The sequence below is a fragment of the Pectobacterium quasiaquaticum genome (genome assembly GCF_014946775.2).
In the GTDB taxonomy this organism is placed as follows: domain Bacteria; phylum Pseudomonadota; class Gammaproteobacteria; order Enterobacterales; family Enterobacteriaceae; genus Pectobacterium; species Pectobacterium aquaticum.
Genome location: NZ_CP065177.1, coordinates 4,052,805 through 4,072,545 on the forward strand (window position 1 = coordinate 4,052,805; position 19,741 = coordinate 4,072,545).

Consider the following 19,741-nt stretch of genomic DNA (forward strand, 5'->3'; position numbering starts at 1 on the left):
TGTAAATGCCTTTTCTCAGAAGTGACCGTTCAGGCGGTCACCGAACTCAATAATAAAACGGCTCATTGCCATACGCCAGTCCCTCAGCGGCATCGTCCATTTTTGCGATGCCGCCTGGATTGCCAGCCATACTACCTTCTTTACTGAGTCGTCCGTCGGGAACACCTTACGCTTTTTGATGGCATGACGGATCACGCTGTTCAGCGACTCTATGGCGTTGGTGGTGTAGATCACTTTGCGGATGTCTGCCGGGTAAGCGAAGAATGTCGCAAGGTTCACCCAGTTTGCCTCCCAGCTTCGACTTATCTGCGGATATCGACTGTCCCAGGTACCGGCAAACGCATCCAGGGCCTGCTGTGCTGCCTCTTCCGTTGGGGCCTGATAGATCGCTTTCAGGTCTCGAGTGACTGCCTTGTAGTCCTTCCAGGAGACGAACCGCAGGCTGTTACGCACCATATGCACAATGCACAACTGGATCCGTGCCTCTGGATAGACTGCGTTAATCGCATCCGGGAATCCTTTCAGTCCGTCAACACAGGCAATGAGGATATCGTTCAGCCCGCGATTTTTCAGTTCTGTCAGCACGTTAAGCCAGAACTTCGCACCTTCATTTTCGGCCAACCACATCCCCAATAACTCTTTCTGGCCTTCGATATTGATACCCAGTGCCAGGAACACGGATTTATTAATTACGCGACTATCCTGTCGGACTTTCAATACAATACAGTCAAGGTAAACAATAGGATAGACCGCATCCAGTGGCCGATGTTGCCATTCGACTACCTGTTCCATAACGGCATCAGTCACCTTCGATACCAGTGCGGGTGAGACATCGGCGTCATAAAGCTCTTTGAACGCAGCCGCTATTTCACGGGTTGTCATTCCTTTGGCGTATAACGACAGGATCTGGTTATCCATCCCGGTGATCCGGGTCTGGTTTTTCTTCACCAGTTGCGGTTCAAAGGTGGCTTCACGATCGCGGGGAGTACGCAGCTCCAAGGGGCCATCGACAGTGGTTACGGTCTTTGTGGAGTAGCCGTTGCGGGCGTTAGAGCCCGTTTTAGCCTGGTTTTTATCGTAGCCGAGGTGGTGGGACATTTCGGCGTTGAGCGCTGCCTCAACGCTGATTTTCTTGAGCAGCCGATCGAACTGGTTGAGATCTTCAGGAGTTTTGAGATTTTTGGCCAGTTCGTTAGCCAGAGCCTGCAACTGTTTTTCGTCCATAAAGTAACCTGCTTTTGATGTTGGGTTGAACATATCAAAATCAGGCAATTACACAAATTTATGTACAGGCTCCGGGAGGTGTGACTCCCATGCGGTCAGCAACCTGTGCTTTTGTCAGGTTGTCATGCTTACGCCATTCAGCCAACAAGTTTCTGAGTTTCTCTTTGCGTTCTTCTTCCTGCCATGCCGCGCGATATTCATCATTATGCATCCACTCATTATGCAGTTCTTTATGGCTTACCAGTTTCATTAAGTACCTCTGCTAACCGCTTCTTGGCGAATTCGATGTCTTTCGCTGGTGTTTTCTGTGACTTCTTGATGAAAACTCGGAGCATAAAGTATGCTCCGGCCCTGATAGGGATTTTTGACAGGTTTATGACTTAATGGGAAATAATATCTGACCATAAATAAAAATCTCATTCATCATCTCTGTATCGAAGCCTGATAGCCATTTCGGTATTGAATCCCTGATAAAAAGCGCCCAACATTCAGCCCTCAAAAGGAATATTTTACTGTCAAAGGAGAATGACAATGCCGCGTGCTGCTCGTCTCAACGACATTGGAAGTGGTCATGACTGTTTCCCTGAAACCCCGATAATCGAAGGCAGTCCAGACGTGATTATTAATGGTCAGTCTGCTGCCCGACAAGGTGATGCTGTTCTGCTTCACGGTTGTCCCTGTCCCAATGCACCCCATGGTGTGCATTCCCGAAAAATCGCCGAAGGTTCATCCACCGTCATTATTAACGGTAAACCCGCCGCGCGTATTGGGGATGGTATCAATTGCGGTGGTGTCATTGTCTCCGGCAGTGGCAATGTCATTATTGGTGATACACCCCATCGTTCTCCCGTTCAGGAATGCGCTAAACAGGCAGCATTAACCCGTGCGCCATTGCTGGCGTTAACACCAATGCTGACGGTTCCCCCTGTTTACGCGAAATCTTGTTTGCTTGCTGACGGTTGTACGAAGGCTGGAACTGAGGAAGAGCCAGTTGAACATTTCGGGGACATGGTGCTGTTTGCCCAACCTGAGCAAGATGACTGCTGTGGTTATGGTCATCATGACGAGAGCCATGATGTTGTTCAACATGCGCAGGCGGCTAAGAAGACAGAAAAGGAAACGGTCGTAACTGTACCGCCACCTACTAAAGTCCCTGAGCTAGAGCCTTGGTATAAAACGTTGTTTGATTTGTTGGTTGCGACGGATGATAAAACGCATTCTCCGCTACCGACGTCTAAATCGGTTGTTCATCCCATCGCCGTGGAGAAACAGGAAGAGCCTGTTGCCAGTGCAGGTGTCGGTTTACTGACGGCTACAGGGGTCATGACACAAGTCTGGGGAGAATGGTCGCTGGGTGGTGTGCTGAGCGCAGCTAGGGGCGTGCCGTATATTGGTGCATTAGCCTCTGCGCTCTATATTCCTTCTGCTGGGGAAGGTAGTGATAAGGTTCTGGGACGAGATGAACACTGGTTAGAGGATGAGTTACGGCGTAAAGGCTGGGCGGGGGAAACGGCAACGACGCGCGTCCGGTTTTTCTGGCGTCCCGATATTCATGGCAAAATGCAGGTGTATGGTGTTCATACGGGCGAGGGTACGCCCTATGAAGGTGTACGTGTTGCCAATATGGTATGGGATGCGAAAATTCAGGGCTATACCTTCACCCCCGCGCCCGGAGTAGATGGGCCAACCATAACGTGGACACCGGAAAAACCTGAAGGGGCTGAGCCTGTTAGACATACAGGTAGCCCGGTAAAACCCATCGATCAACCGACAATCCTAATCTATCCTATTCCAGAAGATGAAGCGGAGACTACCACGCCCCCGTTTCCTGTGCCGGATGAGCATGATTTTAATGACTGGATCTTGGTATTCCCGGATGGTTCAGAGATAAAACCCATCTATGTTTATCTGCAATCAGCGCGGGATAAACCCGGAACCGTAACAGGAAAAGGTGAGGTATTGAGTGGTGAAGCTAAATGGCTGGAAGCTGCCAGTTCAGGATTAGGTGCGCCAGTGCCTGCACAGGTCGCGGATAAACTGAGAGATCAGAAATTTGAACGCTTTGATGATTTCAGGGAAGCTTTTTGGCTGGCTGTTGCTGAATGCCCAGAGTTAATGGAGCAGTTTAATAGATCAAATAAAACTATAATTAAAGCAGGTAATGCCCCCTTTGCTATACCTGAAGAGCAGGTAGGGGAAAGAAAACGGTTTGAAATCCACCATGTTAAAAATATACAGCATGGTGGAGAAGTATATAATATAGAAAATTTGAGAGTGAATACTCCAAAAAATCATATTGGTTTACATAAAAAATAACGGTGGATATATGAATTTAAAAGAAAATATTGAAGATTATACTGAGGAAGAGTTTATTTTTTACCTAAAAGAGTTTTTTGATAATCCTATGGGACTTAGAGGTAAAGAATTAGAAACACATTTAGATAGCCTGGTTGAACATTTTGACAGAATTGTGCTTCATCCAGAGGGAAATGGTTTGATTTTTTATCCACCTGATGGACGAGAAGACTCACCGGAGGGGGTTCTTAATGAAATAAAGCGCTGGAGAAAATCTCAAGGTCTTCCATTATTTAAAGACTCTAAATGATGAATTGTTATTCAGCGTACAACCTGTTTATTATAGGGTTGCACGCTGATACGTGCATCAGCTCTCAAATTCCTCCCGCTTTTTACCGCTTTCAATAGCAGCAGCAATCGCTTTAAGTGTCCGGCCTTGACCTGTCCATTATTTTTCATTGCCGTTTTCATCGACATATTTATATTTGGCCGGGCGGGGAGCACGTTTAGATTTTGCTGACTTGGTTGCAGAAGCAGAACCAAGCAATTCGGATGGATCAATGCCATCTTCAAGAAGTTGTCAGGGCCGAATCACACTTTATTAAAAAATTGAACTATTCTTTAATAGACTGATCTCAAAGTAGAATAGCTTTTTGAGGTCTTGATATGACCCTTTTTACCCCCTCTCTCTGGTAGAGGAAACCCGTTCTCCTATTCATCAACAACAACATCTTGTTGATGTGCTATTTCTTGTTCTCGCTGCAATCGCCAGTGGACAAAATGGGTAGGCTGAAATTCAACAGTTTGGTGATATTACTTTGCAAATACCGGCAGAGTTGAACCCAGAGTTACAGAAGAAATGGCCTTCAATAAAAACACTGGCCGCATCTGACTCTGCTCAGGCGCGGAAACTACGCGCCTGATGCTAATACGGCTATCGTCGCGGCTTACTCACCACGCAGTGCCGTGGCGGGAGATTGGCGGTAAGACAACATCGCGGGAATGGTGAGCACCACGGCGGCGACCAGTAACAGGAGCAGAACGAAGTGGATGTCTTCCCATTCCAGCGTCACTGGCAGGACGAAGCCGCTTTTCTCGCTCATGACCACCGCTATCGCACGGGCGGCAAGATAACCCAGACCGACACCCAGCAGCACGCCGACGCTCACCAGCGACATCAACCCGCTCCAAATCAGCGTGAAAATGCCGTAGCGCGGCGCGCCAAAAGCACGCAGAGCGCCGATCTGTTTCTGTCGCTGCCGCAGGTGGATAACCGCCACCATCGCCACCGCGACGCCGACTAATCCCTGCGTTCCCAGCGAGATATAGGTCAGCAGTTCACGAATGTCGCCCAGCATCGAGTAGAGCTTCACCAGCACTTCGCCAGGGAACACCGCCAGCGTCATGTTGCTGCGATACAGCGAACGCAGTTGATAAGCACCTGCGATCGTTTTCGGTTTAACGACAATAGCGGGCAACCCCGCCTGATGTGCGTGTCCATGCGCTTCTTCCTCGCCGTGCTCGTCGGCATGTGACGCCGTTACCGGCTGAGCGACAACAGCATGATGATCATCACTTTCCGCGCCTTCCGCAGGATGAGCTTCGTTGTGATGCTCATCGGCATGCTGTTCGCCTTCCGCCTGCGTGGTTTCATCATGCGAATGACCGTCATGTTCACTTTCATGATCATGTTCCCCCTCATGCTCATTGTGGTCGTGATCATCGTCCGCAGCATGCGGTGGATGGATGCCGTGTACTCGCCACACCGCGTTCACCGGCACCAGAATCGCTTTATCCCACGCGCTGCCGTCAGCAGGTAAAACACCGACAACGGTGTAGGTGACATCATCGTGCGCGTGCGCCCCTTCCGTTCCCACCTGACCATGAATCGGGCTGAACGTACTCCCCACCGTCAGCCCCGTTTGCGCGCCTACCACAGCCTCAAAGCCGTCGTTGAACACGCGTCCGGCGGTAAGTTGCCGCTTACCGTTATCCGTGACCAGCGGCGGCGTGGTGCCAACAATCGGCATCCCCTGATAGAAATCACCAAACGCGACCGGTGCCGCCCAGGCAACCAGCGGGTTCTTCTCCAGATCGGTCAGCACCTGCGCAGGAACCAGTGTCAGCGCCGACGGTTGCAGAAACACAGATGACAGCACCAGTTGGGTTTCGCTCCCCGGCGCACCAATCACCAGATCGAAACGGTCAGCCGCTTTGGCGCTGCCCATACGTAGCGCTCTTTCCTGCAAACTCACCGAAATACTTAACGCCGTCGCCACGGCGATCAGCAATACTACGACCAGCACACCCGGCCAGAGCCGACGCCAGTCGACCCAAATAAGACGCCAAGGAATCATGCGCGATCCTCCTGATGCAACGTGTCCGCCACGAGGCGTCCTTTTTCCAGTTGAATACAGCGCGACATCTGTGAAGCCAGACGTGCATCGTGCGTAATCGCGATAAGCGTCGCGCGACTCGCGCGCGCCAGCGTCACCAGCAGGTCGGCAATCTGCTCACCGCTGTGCGCATCCAAACTGGCCGTTGGCTCATCGGCGATGATAATGTCAGGCTTGCTGAGCAAGGCTCTTGCGACCGCCACCCGCTGCTTCTCGCCGCGTGATAGCACTTCAATCGGACGTTTCGCGGTATCCAACCCGACCTGTGCCAGCAAATCTGCCGCCCGCTGCCTGAGCGCCGCGGGGATCCGCCAGTGGTGAAACTGCGCAGGCAGTAAGACGTTCTCTATCGCACTCAGGCCGGGGAACAGGTGGAAATCCTGCATCACCAGCCCAATATGCTGCGCCCGCCAGCGGTCGCGTTCCGCTTCGTTCATCTGCCAGATATCCTGTTTTTCCCACTGCACACAGCCCGTTCCGCTGTGATCCATCCCGGTAATAGCATTCACCAGCGTGGTTTTACCAGAGCCGGAAGGCCCCATCACCGCAACCCGCTCGCCAGAACGAATAGACAGCGCGGGAATAGCCAGCACGGCCTCGGACGTATCGGGGAAGGTCACACTCAGGTGTTGAATCAATAACTCCGCCATCAGTGCTCCTAAAGGGTATCGAACGTGGCTTCACGCAGTCGCAGCAGGCTGACAAAACCCGTTTCAGGGTCGGTCCACGATCCGTGCTCCAGCACGCCTTCCACCTCAATCATGGTGTTGTTCTGTACGAAGGTCTGACGTTTGGCGAGGTAAACGACGAGGATATCTTCAGGCCAGTCCGCATCAGACGAACAGAAGGGGCACAGCGCCATCGGCATTTTGGTTAAGACAAAGAATTGTGACTCCGCCTTGAGCGGCGGCGCCATGAAGCCGCGCATTTTTACCCGTTTGCCGGAGAGCGCTTTGACGTCATTGGAGAATTCCAGACCCAGCACGCCGTAAGAGGCGTACAGCTTGTCGAAGGAGAGTTCAGACTGCGCGGCTTTCACCGGGGCGATACCACCGAGGAGGAGGAGCACCAGCACCGCGCGCAGCCAAGAGAATAAAAGCGGGGTCGCCCCCGCTTTGCTGCATTTCGCATTATTCATAGCGTCGTAGGATTACTTTTTGTCCTGCGGTTTCACCGCCAGTGCATCAACAATCACCCGGAACAGATCGGTGTTTTCCATGTAACCACGGATACGCTCTGCACCTGGGCCGCTCGCCTGAATCACCATGTCGTCAACGGCATGAACACCCGTATCGGAAGAGCGTGGCAGGATCCCTTCACGGAATACCGCGCCCGGCACTTTCTCGTAGGCTTTGTTGGCGACATATTCATCTTTTTCATTCTTGATAGCAGGAACGAACTGGTTATCCAGCTTCGGACGGAACGTCTCGTAATAGTCAGGGAAGTTGTTGAAGAACACCGCCAGACGTTTAGAAACGTTCAGGTCATCCGGGTAGCCGTCTTTGTTGGCATCCTTATAGTTCGGATAGCCCGCATCTTCATACACGCCGACCTTCTCACGCATCTCGGTGCCTGGCTTGCTGTCGTCCACAGTACCGATGATAGACAGGCCGTGTGTATGGTCACCCGTCACAATAATCATCGTATCTGGGTTTTTCTCGGCAAATTTCTTGGCGATGGCGACAGACTGATCCAGCATGATGGTGTTCGTGAAAGCACGTTCCCAATCCAACGGGTGGGATGCTTTGTCGATCAGCGCGGATTCCACCATCAGGAAGAAGCCGTCTTGGTTTTTGGACAGCACATCCAGCGCCGCCTGCGTCATGTCGGTCAGGTCAGGCTGGTTCGGGAATTTCTTGGCGACGTCATTTTTCAGGAAGCGACGATCCATCACGCCATCCATGTTGCCGGTGTGGAACAGCCCCAGCAGCTTGGTGGCCTGCGCGGCATTTTTCTTCAGTGAATCCGCATCGGTAACCAGTGAATAGCCCGCCTGCTGGAATTTCTCAACGTAGTTGGTTTCGTCTTTACGCTTAGAGCCCGGCGTGCTTTTCGGCAGGAAGTAGGCAGAACCGCCGCCCAGCATGACCGTAGGCTGCACGTTGTAGAACATCTCAACGATTTCGGCTTTATCCGCACGACGACGCGTGTGAGAGACAACCGCCGCTGGCGTAGCATCCTGAAGTTCAGCATCACTGACGACGCCGACAGACATCTTGGTAGAACGGGTCAGCAGCTCACCCAGCGTTTCCTGCTTTGGGTGCTCCAGTGAATTTTTGCTACGGCTGACGTACACACCCAGCGCGTTCACACCGGATTTGTGACCGGTCATGTAGGCGCTCATGGTGTTGGCGCTATCGGCCGCGATAGAGTCGGTACTGGACGTGCCGGCAAACGCCATATATTGCAGATCATCAATCGCCAGACGACCATCAGCTTTCCCTTCCGTCACCCCTTTGGACAGGATGCGCGCGCCAGTACGGTGCGCAACGGACAGGCCATCGCCGATGAACAGAATCACGTTTTTGGCTTTACGCGTGCCGGACGCGGAATAAACGTCCCAGTTCACCTGCGTCTTTTTGCCTTTGGCTTCCGCCTCTACCACATACTTGCCCGCTTCCGGCAAGTTCACGTCTCGCAGCCAGATCGTGGACGCGTTGCCGCCGTCTTCACGCTCAACAAACGATGCCGTTTTGCCCAGCACCTGCTGGTAATCCTTGCCGTTGATCAGAATGCGAATATCTTCCGGCTTAAGTACTTCATCAAACTCGACTTTAAAATCGAATTTCCCGCCCGCCAACATGGTGGCGCGGTCAATGGGATAAATGGCCTGAGCCTGCACCATTCCTGGCAGCGCAGCAGAAATCAGTAAAGGCAGTAACCAGCGAGCTTTCATTGTTATGTCCTTGGTTGCGTAGTTTAGCAAGACATAACGTAGTTACCTTTTTTTACAGTTTGATGAATTTCCTTAAAAATTACGGCCGCACGAGCATTTGCGTAAGCATGGCCTCACTATGGGATTCAGCGAGCAGTTGCTCCCAATCTCCCGGCGGATTCCCGCTTGCTAGCATGCCGCTAAAAACTTTATAAGCATCATGCTGATCGCCATATGCTCGTTTAGTGTCTGAATCATTGACCCAGGCAAGGATGATAGTTTTATGTCTCTCGCTATAGCGAAAAAATAACCGATACTGACCCAGAAATTTTGCCCTGAACCAATGTTTGTTACCTCCGCCTAGCGTATCGCCTTGTCTAAACTTCGTTTGGGACGGATCGCCACAAATCTCAGTACGGATGACTTTGACTATTGCAGCCAATAGCTTAGTTGCCTGCTTTTTCTGGTAAGATTCTGGATATTTCTTGCGCAGTTGCTCAACTTCAACAATAAGAGACTCAAACTGCGCATCAAAACAAGGATGCGTAAATAGCTGCCACCCATTTATTACTCGCTTATCAACCATTTTGCTCACTCGTCGTCAGTAAGCGGTGCATCCAGATCAATATCCATCCCTGCGGTTAACACACTCGCACGTGACATAAGCGATTGATCAAACGGCTTAATATTTTCTGGATGACGTTGCATATCTTCAGCCAAAAAATGCAAAAAGTGATGAATAACGGGGTCATCATCTATCACCTCTTCACGCCGACTGATCAGCACTTGCCCCCCCGGTAGCACGCTATAATGAATGTACTCCCCAGGTTGCAGGTTCATTGCATCACGCACAGACGATGGAATCGTTGTCTGACTACGCGCCGTTAAGCGACTATCGGCGCGCAACAACACATCCGCTGATTTTAAATCAAACATTTTTTAATCCTCAGTATCGCGCGTCAGTGTCCAGTTCCAAACGTAGTCATGCCGGAGAAAACGCGATATTGCGCATTGATTCTCCGTGTTTGAATGTCGATTATTTCGCGACCTACTGGAAGAATAATGCAAATGCATTACCAATGCAAATGCATTACTCCTCTTCATTATGAAGAGAGCAACCGCAACACCATCATGCCTTCTCCTTTAACGGAAAGCGGCGGCGCACGACAACCAAGAACAGCGGCACGAAGAAGATGGCAAGGAAGGTGGCAGCCAGCATCCCGCCAATCACGCCCGTTCCCACCGCATGCTGACTGGCTGAACCCGCGCCGCTGCTGGTCGCCATCGCACAACTTAAATTATTTAGAATATAGGGTAAGCAGGAAAACTCAGAGAACCTACAACTCCAAGTATGACGGAGATAAAAGCAAAAACCAGCACTGTCGTTATATTCCCCCTAATCAAGAGTGATTGCCGCCATAATAATTTCATTTTTATCAGGGTAGACACTCAGATAAACGTCATATTCACTATAAGACAGCGAACGCCAGTGGATAGTATTAGCATCAATATTTTCAGGAATAAACCCTTTAGCTATTAAATAGCTTTCCAATTTTGATTGATCCGCTGTTCCCATGAAAAATATTATATTTGCCTCAGGTTTATTACCATCACGGGCTGAATAGGTTATGTAATAGTCCTGAGAGACAAGGGGAGTCTCCCTTATAACTTCCATTGAGAAAAAATGGTCATAAAACCAATTTTCTTTCGTATAAGAAAGACTATCAATAGTCATTAGTTTAATTAATACACATACTGTCATCGCTATAAAAGCAAAAAAAACAATATTCTTATTAATCACCATAGACTCTCTTATTGTTTAAATACACGCCAAAATCACTGTCATTTACAATTACAACATCACCAGAATCGAAATTTGAATATGGCTTCACTGATTTCATAAAACTGGGTAATTCACCTGGATAAGGCCTTGCGTTTGGTGATTTTGATGGATCAGGAAACAACAAAGGCCTAAACCCTTTATTCTTAAAGTTGCCAATAGCGCCATAATAATCCCATCGTTTAATTGACTCACTTTTGCTAACAGGTTTTAAGTCAGAAAGATAATTTTTACCATGGATTGCTCGATAAAACCCAAGCAAATCGGACACAAGGTCTTCTCCACTAAAGCCACTGTCTGTAGCCCAGCTAAAAGGCCAACTATCTTGCATCCCTTCAAATGCTATGCCCGTTCTCATCATCATAGCAAGAGCGATACTATGGCGTTCAGATAGTAAGCGTCCTCGGCGTATTTTCCAAAGACTGTACTTAGCAGTACCTGCCAGCTTTCGTTTAACGAACATGTTTTGTTCATAACGAATATGATAAAACTTATCGAGCTTACTTTCACCTAATTCCATTTGAGACAAAACACTCCTGATGTCATCACCTGATGCATGCCCCAAATCTACCCAACCTAATATTTCGGTGTAAATGATACCATACTTCGCTGATATTACCTGATTGACATCCAATATTTCTGATCGCTTACTCATTTACTTTATCCGTCCTTGGATTTCTAGAAATCAATAAATTGAATCACTCCATAGCATATAACTACTCGTACGAGCAATAACATGCTCCAATGTTATTGATGAAAACTTAAATGATACATTTTCCTGAGGTTGACCATCATTATCCGTCAATGAGTGGGGATAAAAATAACGAATATCATTAATGATCGCATCTTTTAACGATATTTTAAAAAAAGCTTCATGCCCACCTAAGGATGACGTTCTATACAATAAAAATTCGCAATTTAATTTTTCTTTATCATTCAAAGCCTGAGCTAAAAGCGGTGTGGATTTATCTATTGGCTTTCTTATATCAACCGGATGAAGAGACACATTTTCCAGTCGCGTAAATTGATTCATTAACTCATATATAAAAATTTCATCCTCATGCCCTGATTGATATTTGTTACCAATCGAATCTACCGAGGATGCGCCTGCCGATATGAGGCCTTGTCTCTCACCGTTAATTTTTAAATAGATAATACTAGCCATTTACTACTCCTATTCATTCCCTTGAAAATTAATGCATCCTAACTAAATTTTTATCATAAAATATTTTAAAGATCAAAGGTAATATCATTACTGCTTTTACTTAGCAGTCATATATCTAATTAGTATGATTATGAAATGTTGAATAAATAATTTCACACATATTTATTTGGTAGCACGCTGTAGTGAATATACTCGCCAGTTTCAGGTTAATTACATCACACACAGACAATGAAATTGTTGTCTGACCACGCACCGTTAAGAGAGTAGCCAGACAAGTGCATTACTCGTCTTTATTAAACCACTGTGGCACCATCATGCCTTCTCCTTTAACGGAAAGCGGTGGCGCACGACAACAAAGAACAGCGGCACGAAGAAAATCGCGAGGAAAGTCGCAGCCAGCATCCCGCCAATCACGCCCGTTCCCACCGCATGCTGACTGGCCGAGCCCGCACCGCTGCTGGTCGCCATCGGCAAAACACCGAAAACAAACGCCAGTGACGTCATCAAGATCGGCCGCAGTCGCTGACGGGAAGCCTCCAGCGTGGCCTCAACCAAGTCCTTCCCTTTCTGGTTCATTTCGTTAGCGAATTCCACTATCAGAATGGCATTCTTCGCCGATAGCCCGACCACCGTCAGTAGCCCAACCTGAAAATAGACATCGTTTTCCAGACCGCGCGCCCAGGTTGCCACCAGCGCCCCCAGCACGCCCATCGGCACCACCAGCATGACGGAGAACGGCACCGTCCAGCTTTCATAGAGCGCAGCCAGACAGAGGAACACCACCAGCAGCGAAATGGCATACAGCGCCGGTGCCTGCGCTCCGCTCAATCGCTCCTGTAAAGACATGCCCGTCCACTGCAACCCAAAGCCTTCCGGCAACTTCGCCACCAGCGATTCCATGACATTCATCGCCGTGCCGGTACTAACGCCCGGCGTCGCCTCGCCGACAATCTCCAGCGAGGAATAACCGTTGTAACGCTCAAGACGCGGCGAGCCGGTTTCCCAGACGGTTTGCGCAAACGCGCTGAACGGCACCATGCCGCCGCTGTTGTTGCGCACATACCATTTGCTGACATCGTCCGGCAGCATGCGGAACGTCGCCGCCGCCTGAACGTAGACTTTCTTCACCCTACCGCGGTCGAGGAAGTCATTCACATAGGTCGAGCCCCAGCCCGTTTTCAACGTGCTGTTAATGTCATCTACCGACACACCCAGCGCCTGTGCTTTGCGCTGATCGATATGAATCCGCAGCTGTGCGCTATCATCCAGACCGTTGTGCCGCACGCGCGTCAGTTCGGGATTGCTGTCAGCCATGTTTAATAGTTGATCTCGTGCGGCCATCAGCGCACCGTGTCCCAGCCCCGCGCGATCCTGTAGCTGCATGGAGAAACCCGCGGCACTCCCCAGCCCGTTAATTGATGGCGGGCTACTGGCGAACACACGCGCTTCTTGAATATAACGAAAGGCTTTGGTTGCGCGTTCGATAATCGCAAACGAGCTGCTCTCTGGCGTGGTGCGTTCATCCCAGTCTTTAAGACGTACAAACAGCCGTGCTACGTTCTGCCCGTTTCCACCTGGCCCCGAGCCGATGGTGGAAAACACGGACGTCACGGTGTCTTTTTCCTTCGTGAGATAGTACTGCTCAATCTTGTTGACCACCTGTAAGGTCTGCTGCTGTGTCGAACCCGGCGGGAGCTGCACTTGTGTCGTGAACACACCGCGATCTTCCTGCGGCAGAAACGAGGTCGGCAGCCGGAAAAACAGGAAGGCCATAATCCCGATGATGCCCATATACAGCAGCAGCCAGCGTCCGCTGTTGATCAATATCTTGCCGACGCCGCGTTCATACTTCAGCGACGTGCGGGTAAAGCTCCGGTTAAACCAGCCGAAGAACCCTTTGCGGCCATGATGTTGACCTTTAGCGAGCGGCTTGAGCAACGTCGCGCACAGCGCGGGCGTCAGAATCATCGCCACCAGCACCGACAGAATCATTGAGGTCACAATCGTGATGGAGAACTGGCGGTAGATCGCGCCCGTCGTGCCGCCAAAGAAGGCCATCGGCACAAATACGGCGGACAGCACCAGCGCGATCCCGACCAGCGCCCCTTGCACCTGCCCCATCGATTTTCGCGTCGCCTCGCGTGGTGAGAGTCCTTCTTCGCTCATCACCCGTTCTACGTTTTCCACTACCACAATGGCATCGTCAACCAGCAGGCCAATCGCCAGCACCATCGCGAACATCGTCAGCGTATTCAGGCTAAAATCGAAGGCATACAGCACGGCAAACGTGCCGAGCAACACCACCGGCACCGCAATCGTAGGGATCAGCGTGGCGCGGAAATTCTGCAGGAACAGGTACATCACCAGAAAGACCAGCAGCACCGCTTCAAACAGGGTTTTCACCACATCGGTGATAGAGGCTTTAACAAAAGGGGAGGTTTCGAAAGCGATTTTGGCTTCCAGTCCGTGCGGGAAGTACTGCGACAGCTCCTCGATACGTTTTCTGACGCGCTTATCGGTTTCCAGCTCATTCGCGCCAGACGCCAGCGTCACCCCTAGACCGGAGGCGGACTGGCCGTTGAAACGACTGAGAAAATCGTAGCGTTCAGCGCCCAGTTCAACTTCCGCAACGTTAGCTAACGTCACGGCGGAACCATCCTGCTTGACGCGCAGCGTGATATCGCGAAACTGCTGCGGCGTCTCTAACAGCGACTGCGCATTGATTGTCGCGTTAAGCACCTGATTATCCACAGACGGCACGCCGCCGACCTGCCCTACCGAGACCTGACTGTTCTGCGATTCAATCGCCCGCACTACGTCGCTGGTCGTCAGCGCATAATCCATCAGTTTGGCCGGATCCAGCCAGATGCGCATCGCATATTGCGATCCATACGCAGAAACCTCACCCACCCCGCTGATACGGCTAATCGGTTCCTGAATATTCGTCGCGACATAATCGGCGATATCCTGCTTGTCCATGCTGCCATCGGTAGAGACAAACGCGACCATCAGAATATTGGTATCGCCGGTTTTACTCACGGTGACGCCCTGCTGCTGGACTTCCTGAGGCAGCTTGCGGATAGCGGATTGAAGCTGGTTTTGTACCTGCTGACGGGCTTCATCGGGATCGGTGCCTGCTTCAAAGGTCAGCATGACTCTGGCTTGCCCGGTGTTGCTGCTGTCCGAGGACATGTACATTAGGTTATCCAGCCCGGTCATGCTTTGCTCGATAACCTGTGTGACGGTATTTTCCAGCGTCTGCGCCGATGCACCAGGGTAGCTCGCAGTGATTCGCACGCTGGGCGGGGCCAGATCGGGATACTGTTCCAGCGGCAATGACTTGATCGCCAACATACCACACAGGCTGAGAAGGATAGCCAGCACCCACGCAAAAATGGGACGGTCGACAAAAAAGTTCGCCATCTCTCCAACACTCCTCAGCCATATTTTAACGTGGCTGCTTCACGAGCAGCCTACTTATATTCAAACAGAATTCAACCCAGAGAAAACCCTGCGCACAGGGTGCCGAATTACCTTAACTGCCGACGTCGGCTAAATCGTGGAGAAATTGAGGAGAAAATGTAAATTATCGTCGGCTAGGCCTGCGCGAACGCGATCACCTGCTCGGTAAACGCATCGGGATGCGAGATAAACGGCGCATGCGCGGCCTTTGGAATCACTACAGACGTCGAGTTCGGCCACTGCGCATCCAGCAATCCGGCAACCTTGCGCGGCACCAGCCCGTCTAAGGCACCATAGAGCCGCAGGAACGGCATATCCAAGTCGGCTAACGACTGGCGTAAATCCGCTTCGCGCAATATGGCCAGCCCGCCGTTTAATACCTCGACTGACGGCGTCGGCTGTTCCAGCACCACACTCTTTAACAGTCGGGCATCCTGCCGTGCGCTTTCCGTTCCCAGCGTTTGCAGCGCCAAAAACCGCTCGACCGTACGCTGAAAATCTTCACTGAGCTGCTGTTGAAACCCCAGCAAGACGTCCGGTTTGATGCCCGGCCAACCGTCCTGTGCGCTGAAACAGGGCGATGACGCCACGGTAATCAGCTTTTCCACCCGCGCAGGGGTGCTCAACGCAATATGGCTGGCAACCAGTCCGCCCAGCGACCACCCTAACCAGATGGCACGCTCCGGTGCCTGTGCCAGTACGCAATCTGCCATATCGCTTAACGGCATCGGCCCCAATCCCTGACTTCTGCCATAGCCCGGCAGATCGACCAGATGCAGACGAAAATGCGGAGCGAGTCGCGCAATAATGCTTTGCCATACCTGCGCATTCAATCCCCATCCGTGCAGCAACACAAGATCCGTATTTCCTGCGCCTTCGGTCTGCCAATACAACGCTGCCATCAGTTATCTTCCTTCCTCAGGAAACCCCTTCACGTTTGCATGGGGGGTCAATATATTTCAGGGAAAACGATCGTTAAGGAAAACAATGTTAACCATCTCCGCACGCTGCTGGCTATGCTTATTGCCGCTTCATCACAGCCAGCAGGGTATTTGCTCGTACTGCCAGCGCCATTTGCCGCGTTTGCCTCTCTGCTGCCCGCGCTGTGGCTTGCCCTCTGGTGACACAACACATCAGTGCGGGCGCTGCCTGCAAAACCCGCCGCCCTGGCAATCGATGACCTTTATCAGCGACTACGCGCCACCGTTCAACACACTGCTGAAGCATTTCAAGTTTCACGGTAAAACCGAACTGGCAGCGGTACTCGCTCGACAACTGTTGCTGCGCTGGCAGACGACCTACCGCGAACGAAAACTCACCGGACACGTTCCTCTGTTTCGTCCTGACCGACTGTTCACTGTTCCCCTGCACCGAAACCGCCAGTGGCGGCGTGGCTTCAACCAGACCGAGCTGCTCGCTCGGCCTCTCGCCCGCTGGCTGAACTGTACTTACGAGCCACGCGAATTGCAGCGTACCCGACGCACGCCGCTACAGCAAACGCTCAGCGCCAGCGCGCGGCGACGAAATCTGCGGGGTGCATTTTCCTGTGATGTCTCGCTGTCTGGGCAACAGGTGGTTTTACTGGATGATGTGGTCACGACGGGCAGTACCGCAGCCGAAATCAGCAGGCTACTGCTGGCTCAAGGCGCGGCAGGCGTTCAGGTCTGGTGTTTGTGCCGAACCTTGTAGTCGGAGGGAGGATGGGCGTATTATAACCGATAAGTGCAGTCAACTATCGAGCTTACTCTTATGATCCGTATTACCGATGCTGCTCAGGAGCATTTCCTGAAACTGTTGGCAAAACAGGAAGAAGGCACACAGATTCGCGTATTTGTTATCAATCCAGGTACGCCAAACGCCGAGTGTGGCGTGTCGTATTGCCCGCCGGATGCCGTAGAAGCCAGCGATACCGTACTGAAGTTTGAAAAGATTTCCGCTTATGTGGACGAACTCAGCGCCCCTTATCTGGAAGACGCTGAAATCGACTTCGTAACCGACCAGCTAGGTTCTCAGCTCACGCTGAAAGCGCCGAACGCCAAAATGCGTAAAGTGGACGACAACGCCCCTCTGATGGAACGCGTGGAGTATGTGCTGCAATCGCAGATCAACCCACAGCTGGCGGGCCACGGCGGCCGTGTGACGCTGATGGAAATTACCGATGACGGTCTGGCGATTCTGCAATTTGGCGGCGGCTGTAACGGTTGTTCTATGGTTGACGTCACGCTGAAAGAAGGGATTGAGAAAGAGCTGCTGCAAACCTTCCCTGAGCTGAAAGGCGTGAGAGATCTCACCGAACACCAGCGCGGCGAGCACTCCTACTATTAATCCTCTCCCCTGCTGATTGATCCTTGCTTTTCCTCCCCCGACTCCGGGGAGGAAGAGTATTCATTCTGTTATTCGGCTTTCTGCGTTTTCATCGGTGCGCCACGGCGCAAATCCATATCCCGAACCAATCGTTCAAGGCAGCGGTCAGCGAAGATCGACTCCAGCGGACGCGTGAGCTTGCGCCGCCAGTTAGGGTATTCACGATTGGTGCCTGGCACATTGACCGGTGTCGCCATATCCAACCAGTCTTCCAGTTGGAATCCCACTAGTGCGCTTGCGCTGTCAGCGACATAGCGATGAACGCCACGGCTTAGCGGTGCGCCCATTGTCGTCAGCGATGAGTTGCGGCCAACCCGCTGCGGCAATAGCCCGAACTCGTGTAACGCATTAAGCAGCCCCTGTTTCGCTTTCTCACGCTGCTGCATCTGCTCCTGCAACAACGCCTCCGTAGGATACAAACCTAACTCCCGCCCAAGCGATAAGTCCACGGTTTGCCAGTAGCCACGCAGCGTCGGGAGGTCGTGAGTGGTGATGGTTGCCATCGCCTGCCGCGGATAATCTTCCGGTGCGCGGAAGTGGTTCGCATCGTCTTTTTCAAAGAACAGCACCTTGTAAGAATAGATACCGTAATCATGCAGCTTGCTGACAATTTCTGGTGGCACCGTGCCTAAATCCTCACCGATAATCAGGCAGCGATGACGCTGACTTTCCAGCGCCAGCACCGCCAGCAGATCGTCAACCGGATAATGCACGTAAGCCCCATTGCCCGCCGACTCCGCCTTGGGGATCCACCACAGGCGCAAGAGCGCCATCACGTGATCGATACGCAGCGCACCACAGTGCGCCATGTTGCTGCGCAGGACGTCGATAAACGGTTGATAGCCACGCAGTTGCATCATGGTGGGATTCATCGGCGCAAGCTGCCAGTCTTGTCCCTGTGGCCCGAGCGGGTCCGGCGGTGCGCCGATAGAGGCATCAAGACAATAGAGCTGCCGTTCGTCCCAAGTTTCCGCGCCACCTTGTGCAACGCCAACGGCTAAATCACGATACAGGCCGAGCGGTAAGCCAAGCTGTTTACTGTGCGCGTAGCACTCCGCGAGTTGCTCGTGCGCCACCCATTGCAGCCAACTGTAGAACGTAATCTCGTCGTGGTATTCACGGCGGAAGGATTTTACGGTTTCGCTGTGTACATCATGATAGCTGGCCGGCCACTGGTGCCAGTCCGCATAATTCTCGCCCTGTTTTTTCAGGTGAGCCTGCAACGCATCAAACGTCGCCTGAAGCTGTAAACTCTGCCCGCCGCTGACGACAAACTGACGAAAGGCGCTAATGCGCGGGTCCAGCGCACTGCGTGTCGTAAAGTAGCGGAAAGCCAGCCGTAAGGCGGTCAGCTTAAGCGCCGTCACCGGTTCATAATCGACCCAGCGCCCCGCACGCAGCGAAACGATTGCGCTTTGCGTATCCTCACGGTGCCACCATGCCTGCGCTTCCCCACTCTGCTGAAAATCATCGATCCAATTGACATCGATATAAATAATGTTCAGCCAATGCCGAGAGGAAGGGCTGTAAGGGCTCGCAGCCTCTGGCAATGCGGGATACAGCGAATGCAGCGGGTTCAGCCCCACAAAGGCACCGCCGCGTCGGGCAATTTGCTCCACCAGTTGGCGCAGGTCGCCAAAATCCCCGACGCCCCAGTTGTTCTGCGAACGTAAGGTGTAAAGCTGGACGGTAACGCCCCACCAGCGTTTACCCTGTAGTAAGGCTTCGGGTTCATAGCAGCGATGCGGCGCGACAATAATCCGGCAGCTCCAGCGCTGGTCGGCCTGCGTCAGCGTCAGGTAGTGGTAGCCCAGCGGCAGCACACCCGGCAGCGCCAGCGTTGAGCCGCCCGTTATCTGTCCTTGAATTTGACCGCCGTTTTCATACATCAGCGTCCAGAGGAATTCACCGTGACCAGCAAGCTCGATGACCGCATCCCGGCCTTGCAAAAAGACACAAACAGGCGGTAGGGGCGCATTGCCGCTATCAGAAACGTCCATCATTGCCTGAATCTGGTCTCTGATTGCGGCCGCAACAATGTGCTCTTTGCCATACGCATCGGTATAGCTTTCCGCGATGCCTGTCTGCTGGCTTGCCAGTTTATCCACCTTGAATACCCT

At 51.9% G+C, this 19,741-nt stretch carries 17 protein-coding genes and 4 pseudogenes; 4 read left to right on the forward strand and 17 right to left on the reverse strand.

From position 1 onward, the window contains the following. Positions 1–15: 15 nt before the first annotated feature. From IG609_RS18570 to IG609_RS18580, 3 genes and pseudogenes are all read right to left on the reverse strand, one after another. Positions 16–1,224 carry an IS256 family transposase gene (locus IG609_RS18570; protein ID WP_193399575.1) on the reverse strand — a complete coding sequence of 403 codons (1,209 nt, stop codon included), beginning with the start codon at positions 1,222–1,224 and terminating at the stop codon, positions 16–18. A gap of 73 nt (positions 1,225–1,297) precedes the next feature. Continuing rightward, a pseudogene (locus tag IG609_RS18575) lies at positions 1,298–1,474 on the reverse strand (helix-turn-helix domain-containing protein); the annotation flags it as partial. Next, positions 1,455–1,562 (reverse strand): annotated as a pseudogene (locus tag IG609_RS18580) (type II toxin-antitoxin system RelE/ParE family toxin); the annotation flags it as partial. The pseudogenes IG609_RS18575 and IG609_RS18580, both read right to left, overlap by 20 nt. A 193-nt stretch (positions 1,563–1,755) precedes the next feature. Between IG609_RS18580 and IG609_RS18585 the strand changes: the two are divergent. Beyond that, entirely contained in the window at positions 1,756–3,540 is a 1,785-nt protein-coding gene (locus IG609_RS18585; RefSeq protein ID WP_193399192.1) for an S-type pyocin domain-containing protein, read from the forward strand. A 10-nt stretch (positions 3,541–3,550) separates the two neighbouring features. Continuing rightward, a complete protein-coding gene (locus IG609_RS18590; RefSeq protein WP_193399193.1) occupies positions 3,551–3,829 on the forward strand; it encodes a bacteriocin immunity protein in 279 nt (92 codons plus the stop codon). 57 nt (positions 3,830–3,886) lie between these two features. Here IG609_RS18590 and IG609_RS18595 read toward each other — a convergent pair. The 13 genes and pseudogenes from IG609_RS18595 to bioH form a co-directional block, all read right to left on the reverse strand. Next, positions 3,887–4,099 (reverse strand): annotated as a pseudogene (locus IG609_RS18595) (H-NS family nucleoid-associated regulatory protein); the annotation flags it as partial. Between the two features lie 367 nt (positions 4,100–4,466). Next, positions 4,467–5,876, reverse strand: a complete 1,410-nt coding sequence (locus IG609_RS18600; protein WP_193399194.1) for an FtsX-like permease family protein — start codon at positions 5,874–5,876, stop codon at positions 4,467–4,469. Beyond that, positions 5,873–6,565, reverse strand: coding sequence for an ABC transporter ATP-binding protein (locus IG609_RS18605; RefSeq protein WP_193399195.1), 693 nt, complete (start codon positions 6,563–6,565; stop codon positions 5,873–5,875). Before IG609_RS18605 ends, IG609_RS18600 begins: the two co-directional genes overlap by 4 nt. Positions 6,566–6,573: 8 nt before the next feature. Next, positions 6,574–7,053 carry a hypothetical protein gene (locus IG609_RS18610; RefSeq protein WP_039277140.1) on the reverse strand — a complete coding sequence of 160 codons (480 nt, stop codon included), beginning with the start codon at positions 7,051–7,053 and terminating at the stop codon, positions 6,574–6,576. 12 nt (positions 7,054–7,065) lie between these two features. After that, complete coding sequence (locus IG609_RS18615; RefSeq protein WP_193399196.1) at positions 7,066–8,811, reverse strand: alkaline phosphatase; 1,746 nt, start codon at positions 8,809–8,811, stop codon at positions 7,066–7,068. Positions 8,812–8,890: 79 nt separating this feature from the next. Next, positions 8,891–9,376 carry a type II toxin-antitoxin system YhaV family toxin gene (locus IG609_RS18620; protein WP_193399197.1) on the reverse strand — a complete coding sequence of 162 codons (486 nt, stop codon included), beginning with the start codon at positions 9,374–9,376 and terminating at the stop codon, positions 8,891–8,893. Positions 9,377–9,381: 5 nt separating this feature from the next. After that, complete coding sequence (locus IG609_RS18625) at positions 9,382–9,726, reverse strand: type II toxin-antitoxin system PrlF family antitoxin (RefSeq protein ID WP_180785957.1); 345 nt, start codon at positions 9,724–9,726, stop codon at positions 9,382–9,384. Positions 9,727–9,919: 193 nt separating this feature from the next. Next, positions 9,920–10,075 (reverse strand): annotated as a pseudogene (locus IG609_RS18630) (efflux RND transporter permease subunit); the annotation flags it as partial. Between the two features lie 111 nt (positions 10,076–10,186). Further along, positions 10,187–10,594: a hypothetical protein gene (locus tag IG609_RS18635; protein WP_226373213.1), complete on the reverse strand. Its 408-nt coding sequence runs from the start codon at positions 10,592–10,594 to the stop codon at positions 10,187–10,189. Further along, entirely contained in the window at positions 10,584–11,285 is a 702-nt protein-coding gene (locus tag IG609_RS18640) for a hypothetical protein (protein WP_039277137.1), read from the reverse strand. Before IG609_RS18640 ends, IG609_RS18635 begins: the two co-directional genes overlap by 11 nt. Before the next feature lie 30 nt (positions 11,286–11,315). After that, a complete protein-coding gene (locus tag IG609_RS18645; RefSeq protein ID WP_039277134.1) occupies positions 11,316–11,795 on the reverse strand; it encodes an Hcp family type VI secretion system effector in 480 nt (159 codons plus the stop codon). 312 nt (positions 11,796–12,107) lie between these two features. Then, complete coding sequence (gene acrD, locus IG609_RS18650; RefSeq protein WP_193399199.1) at positions 12,108–15,218, reverse strand: multidrug efflux RND transporter permease AcrD; 3,111 nt, start codon at positions 15,216–15,218, stop codon at positions 12,108–12,110. Between the two features lie 173 nt (positions 15,219–15,391). After that, the gene (gene bioH, locus IG609_RS18655) at positions 15,392–16,159 is read right to left on the reverse strand and encodes a pimeloyl-ACP methyl ester esterase BioH (protein WP_193399200.1); all 768 of its coding nucleotides are present in this window, start codon (positions 16,157–16,159) and stop codon (positions 15,392–15,394) included. Between the two features lie 85 nt (positions 16,160–16,244). Between bioH and gntX the strand changes: the two genes are divergently transcribed. Together gntX and nfuA are read left to right on the forward strand one after the other, a co-directional pair. Continuing rightward, complete coding sequence (gene gntX, locus IG609_RS18660) at positions 16,245–16,946, forward strand: DNA utilization protein GntX (protein ID WP_193399201.1); 702 nt, start codon at positions 16,245–16,247, stop codon at positions 16,944–16,946. A 60-nt stretch (positions 16,947–17,006) separates the two neighbouring features. Further along, complete coding sequence (nfuA, locus tag IG609_RS18665; RefSeq protein WP_010277845.1) at positions 17,007–17,582, forward strand: Fe-S biogenesis protein NfuA; 576 nt, start codon at positions 17,007–17,009, stop codon at positions 17,580–17,582. A gap of 68 nt (positions 17,583–17,650) precedes the next feature. Here nfuA and malQ read toward each other — a convergent pair whose 3' ends face one another. After that, entirely contained in the window at positions 17,651–19,729 is a 2,079-nt protein-coding gene (gene malQ / locus IG609_RS18670) for a 4-alpha-glucanotransferase (RefSeq protein WP_193399202.1), read from the reverse strand. Between the last annotated feature and the right edge of the window lie 12 nt (positions 19,730–19,741).

What these genes read in the sequence shown, in the direction of transcription:
- IG609_RS18570 (WP_193399575.1), bottom strand. Translation starts at nt 1,224, where the DNA reads ATGGACGAAAAACAGTTGCAGGCTCTGGCTAACGAACTGGCCAAAAAT.
- IG609_RS18585 (WP_193399192.1), top strand. Translation starts at nt 1,756, where the DNA reads ATGCCGCGTGCTGCTCGTCTCAACGACATTGGAAGTGGTCATGACTGT.
- IG609_RS18590 (WP_193399193.1), top strand. Translation starts at nt 3,551, where the DNA reads ATGAATTTAAAAGAAAATATTGAAGATTATACTGAGGAAGAGTTTATT.
- IG609_RS18600 (WP_193399194.1), bottom strand. Translation starts at nt 5,876, where the DNA reads ATGATTCCTTGGCGTCTTATTTGGGTCGACTGGCGTCGGCTCTGGCCG.
- IG609_RS18605 (WP_193399195.1), bottom strand. Translation starts at nt 6,565, where the DNA reads ATGGCGGAGTTATTGATTCAACACCTGAGTGTGACCTTCCCCGATACG.
- IG609_RS18610 (WP_039277140.1), bottom strand. Translation starts at nt 7,053, where the DNA reads ATGAATAATGCGAAATGCAGCAAAGCGGGGGCGACCCCGCTTTTATTC.
- IG609_RS18615 (WP_193399196.1), bottom strand. Translation starts at nt 8,811, where the DNA reads ATGAAAGCTCGCTGGTTACTGCCTTTACTGATTTCTGCTGCGCTGCCA.
- IG609_RS18620 (WP_193399197.1), bottom strand. Translation starts at nt 9,376, where the DNA reads ATGGTTGATAAGCGAGTAATAAATGGGTGGCAGCTATTTACGCATCCT.
- IG609_RS18625 (WP_180785957.1), bottom strand. Translation starts at nt 9,726, where the DNA reads ATGTTTGATTTAAAATCAGCGGATGTGTTGTTGCGCGCCGATAGTCGC.
- IG609_RS18635 (WP_226373213.1), bottom strand. Translation starts at nt 10,594, where the DNA reads ATGGTGATTAATAAGAATATTGTTTTTTTTGCTTTTATAGCGATGACA.
- IG609_RS18640 (WP_039277137.1), bottom strand. Translation starts at nt 11,285, where the DNA reads ATGAGTAAGCGATCAGAAATATTGGATGTCAATCAGGTAATATCAGCG.
- IG609_RS18645 (WP_039277134.1), bottom strand. Translation starts at nt 11,795, where the DNA reads ATGGCTAGTATTATCTATTTAAAAATTAACGGTGAGAGACAAGGCCTC.
- acrD (WP_193399199.1), bottom strand. Translation starts at nt 15,218, where the DNA reads ATGGCGAACTTTTTTGTCGACCGTCCCATTTTTGCGTGGGTGCTGGCT.
- bioH (WP_193399200.1), bottom strand. Translation starts at nt 16,159, where the DNA reads ATGGCAGCGTTGTATTGGCAGACCGAAGGCGCAGGAAATACGGATCTT.
- gntX (WP_193399201.1), top strand. Translation starts at nt 16,245, where the DNA reads ATGTTAACCATCTCCGCACGCTGCTGGCTATGCTTATTGCCGCTTCAT.
- nfuA (WP_010277845.1), top strand. Translation starts at nt 17,007, where the DNA reads ATGATCCGTATTACCGATGCTGCTCAGGAGCATTTCCTGAAACTGTTG.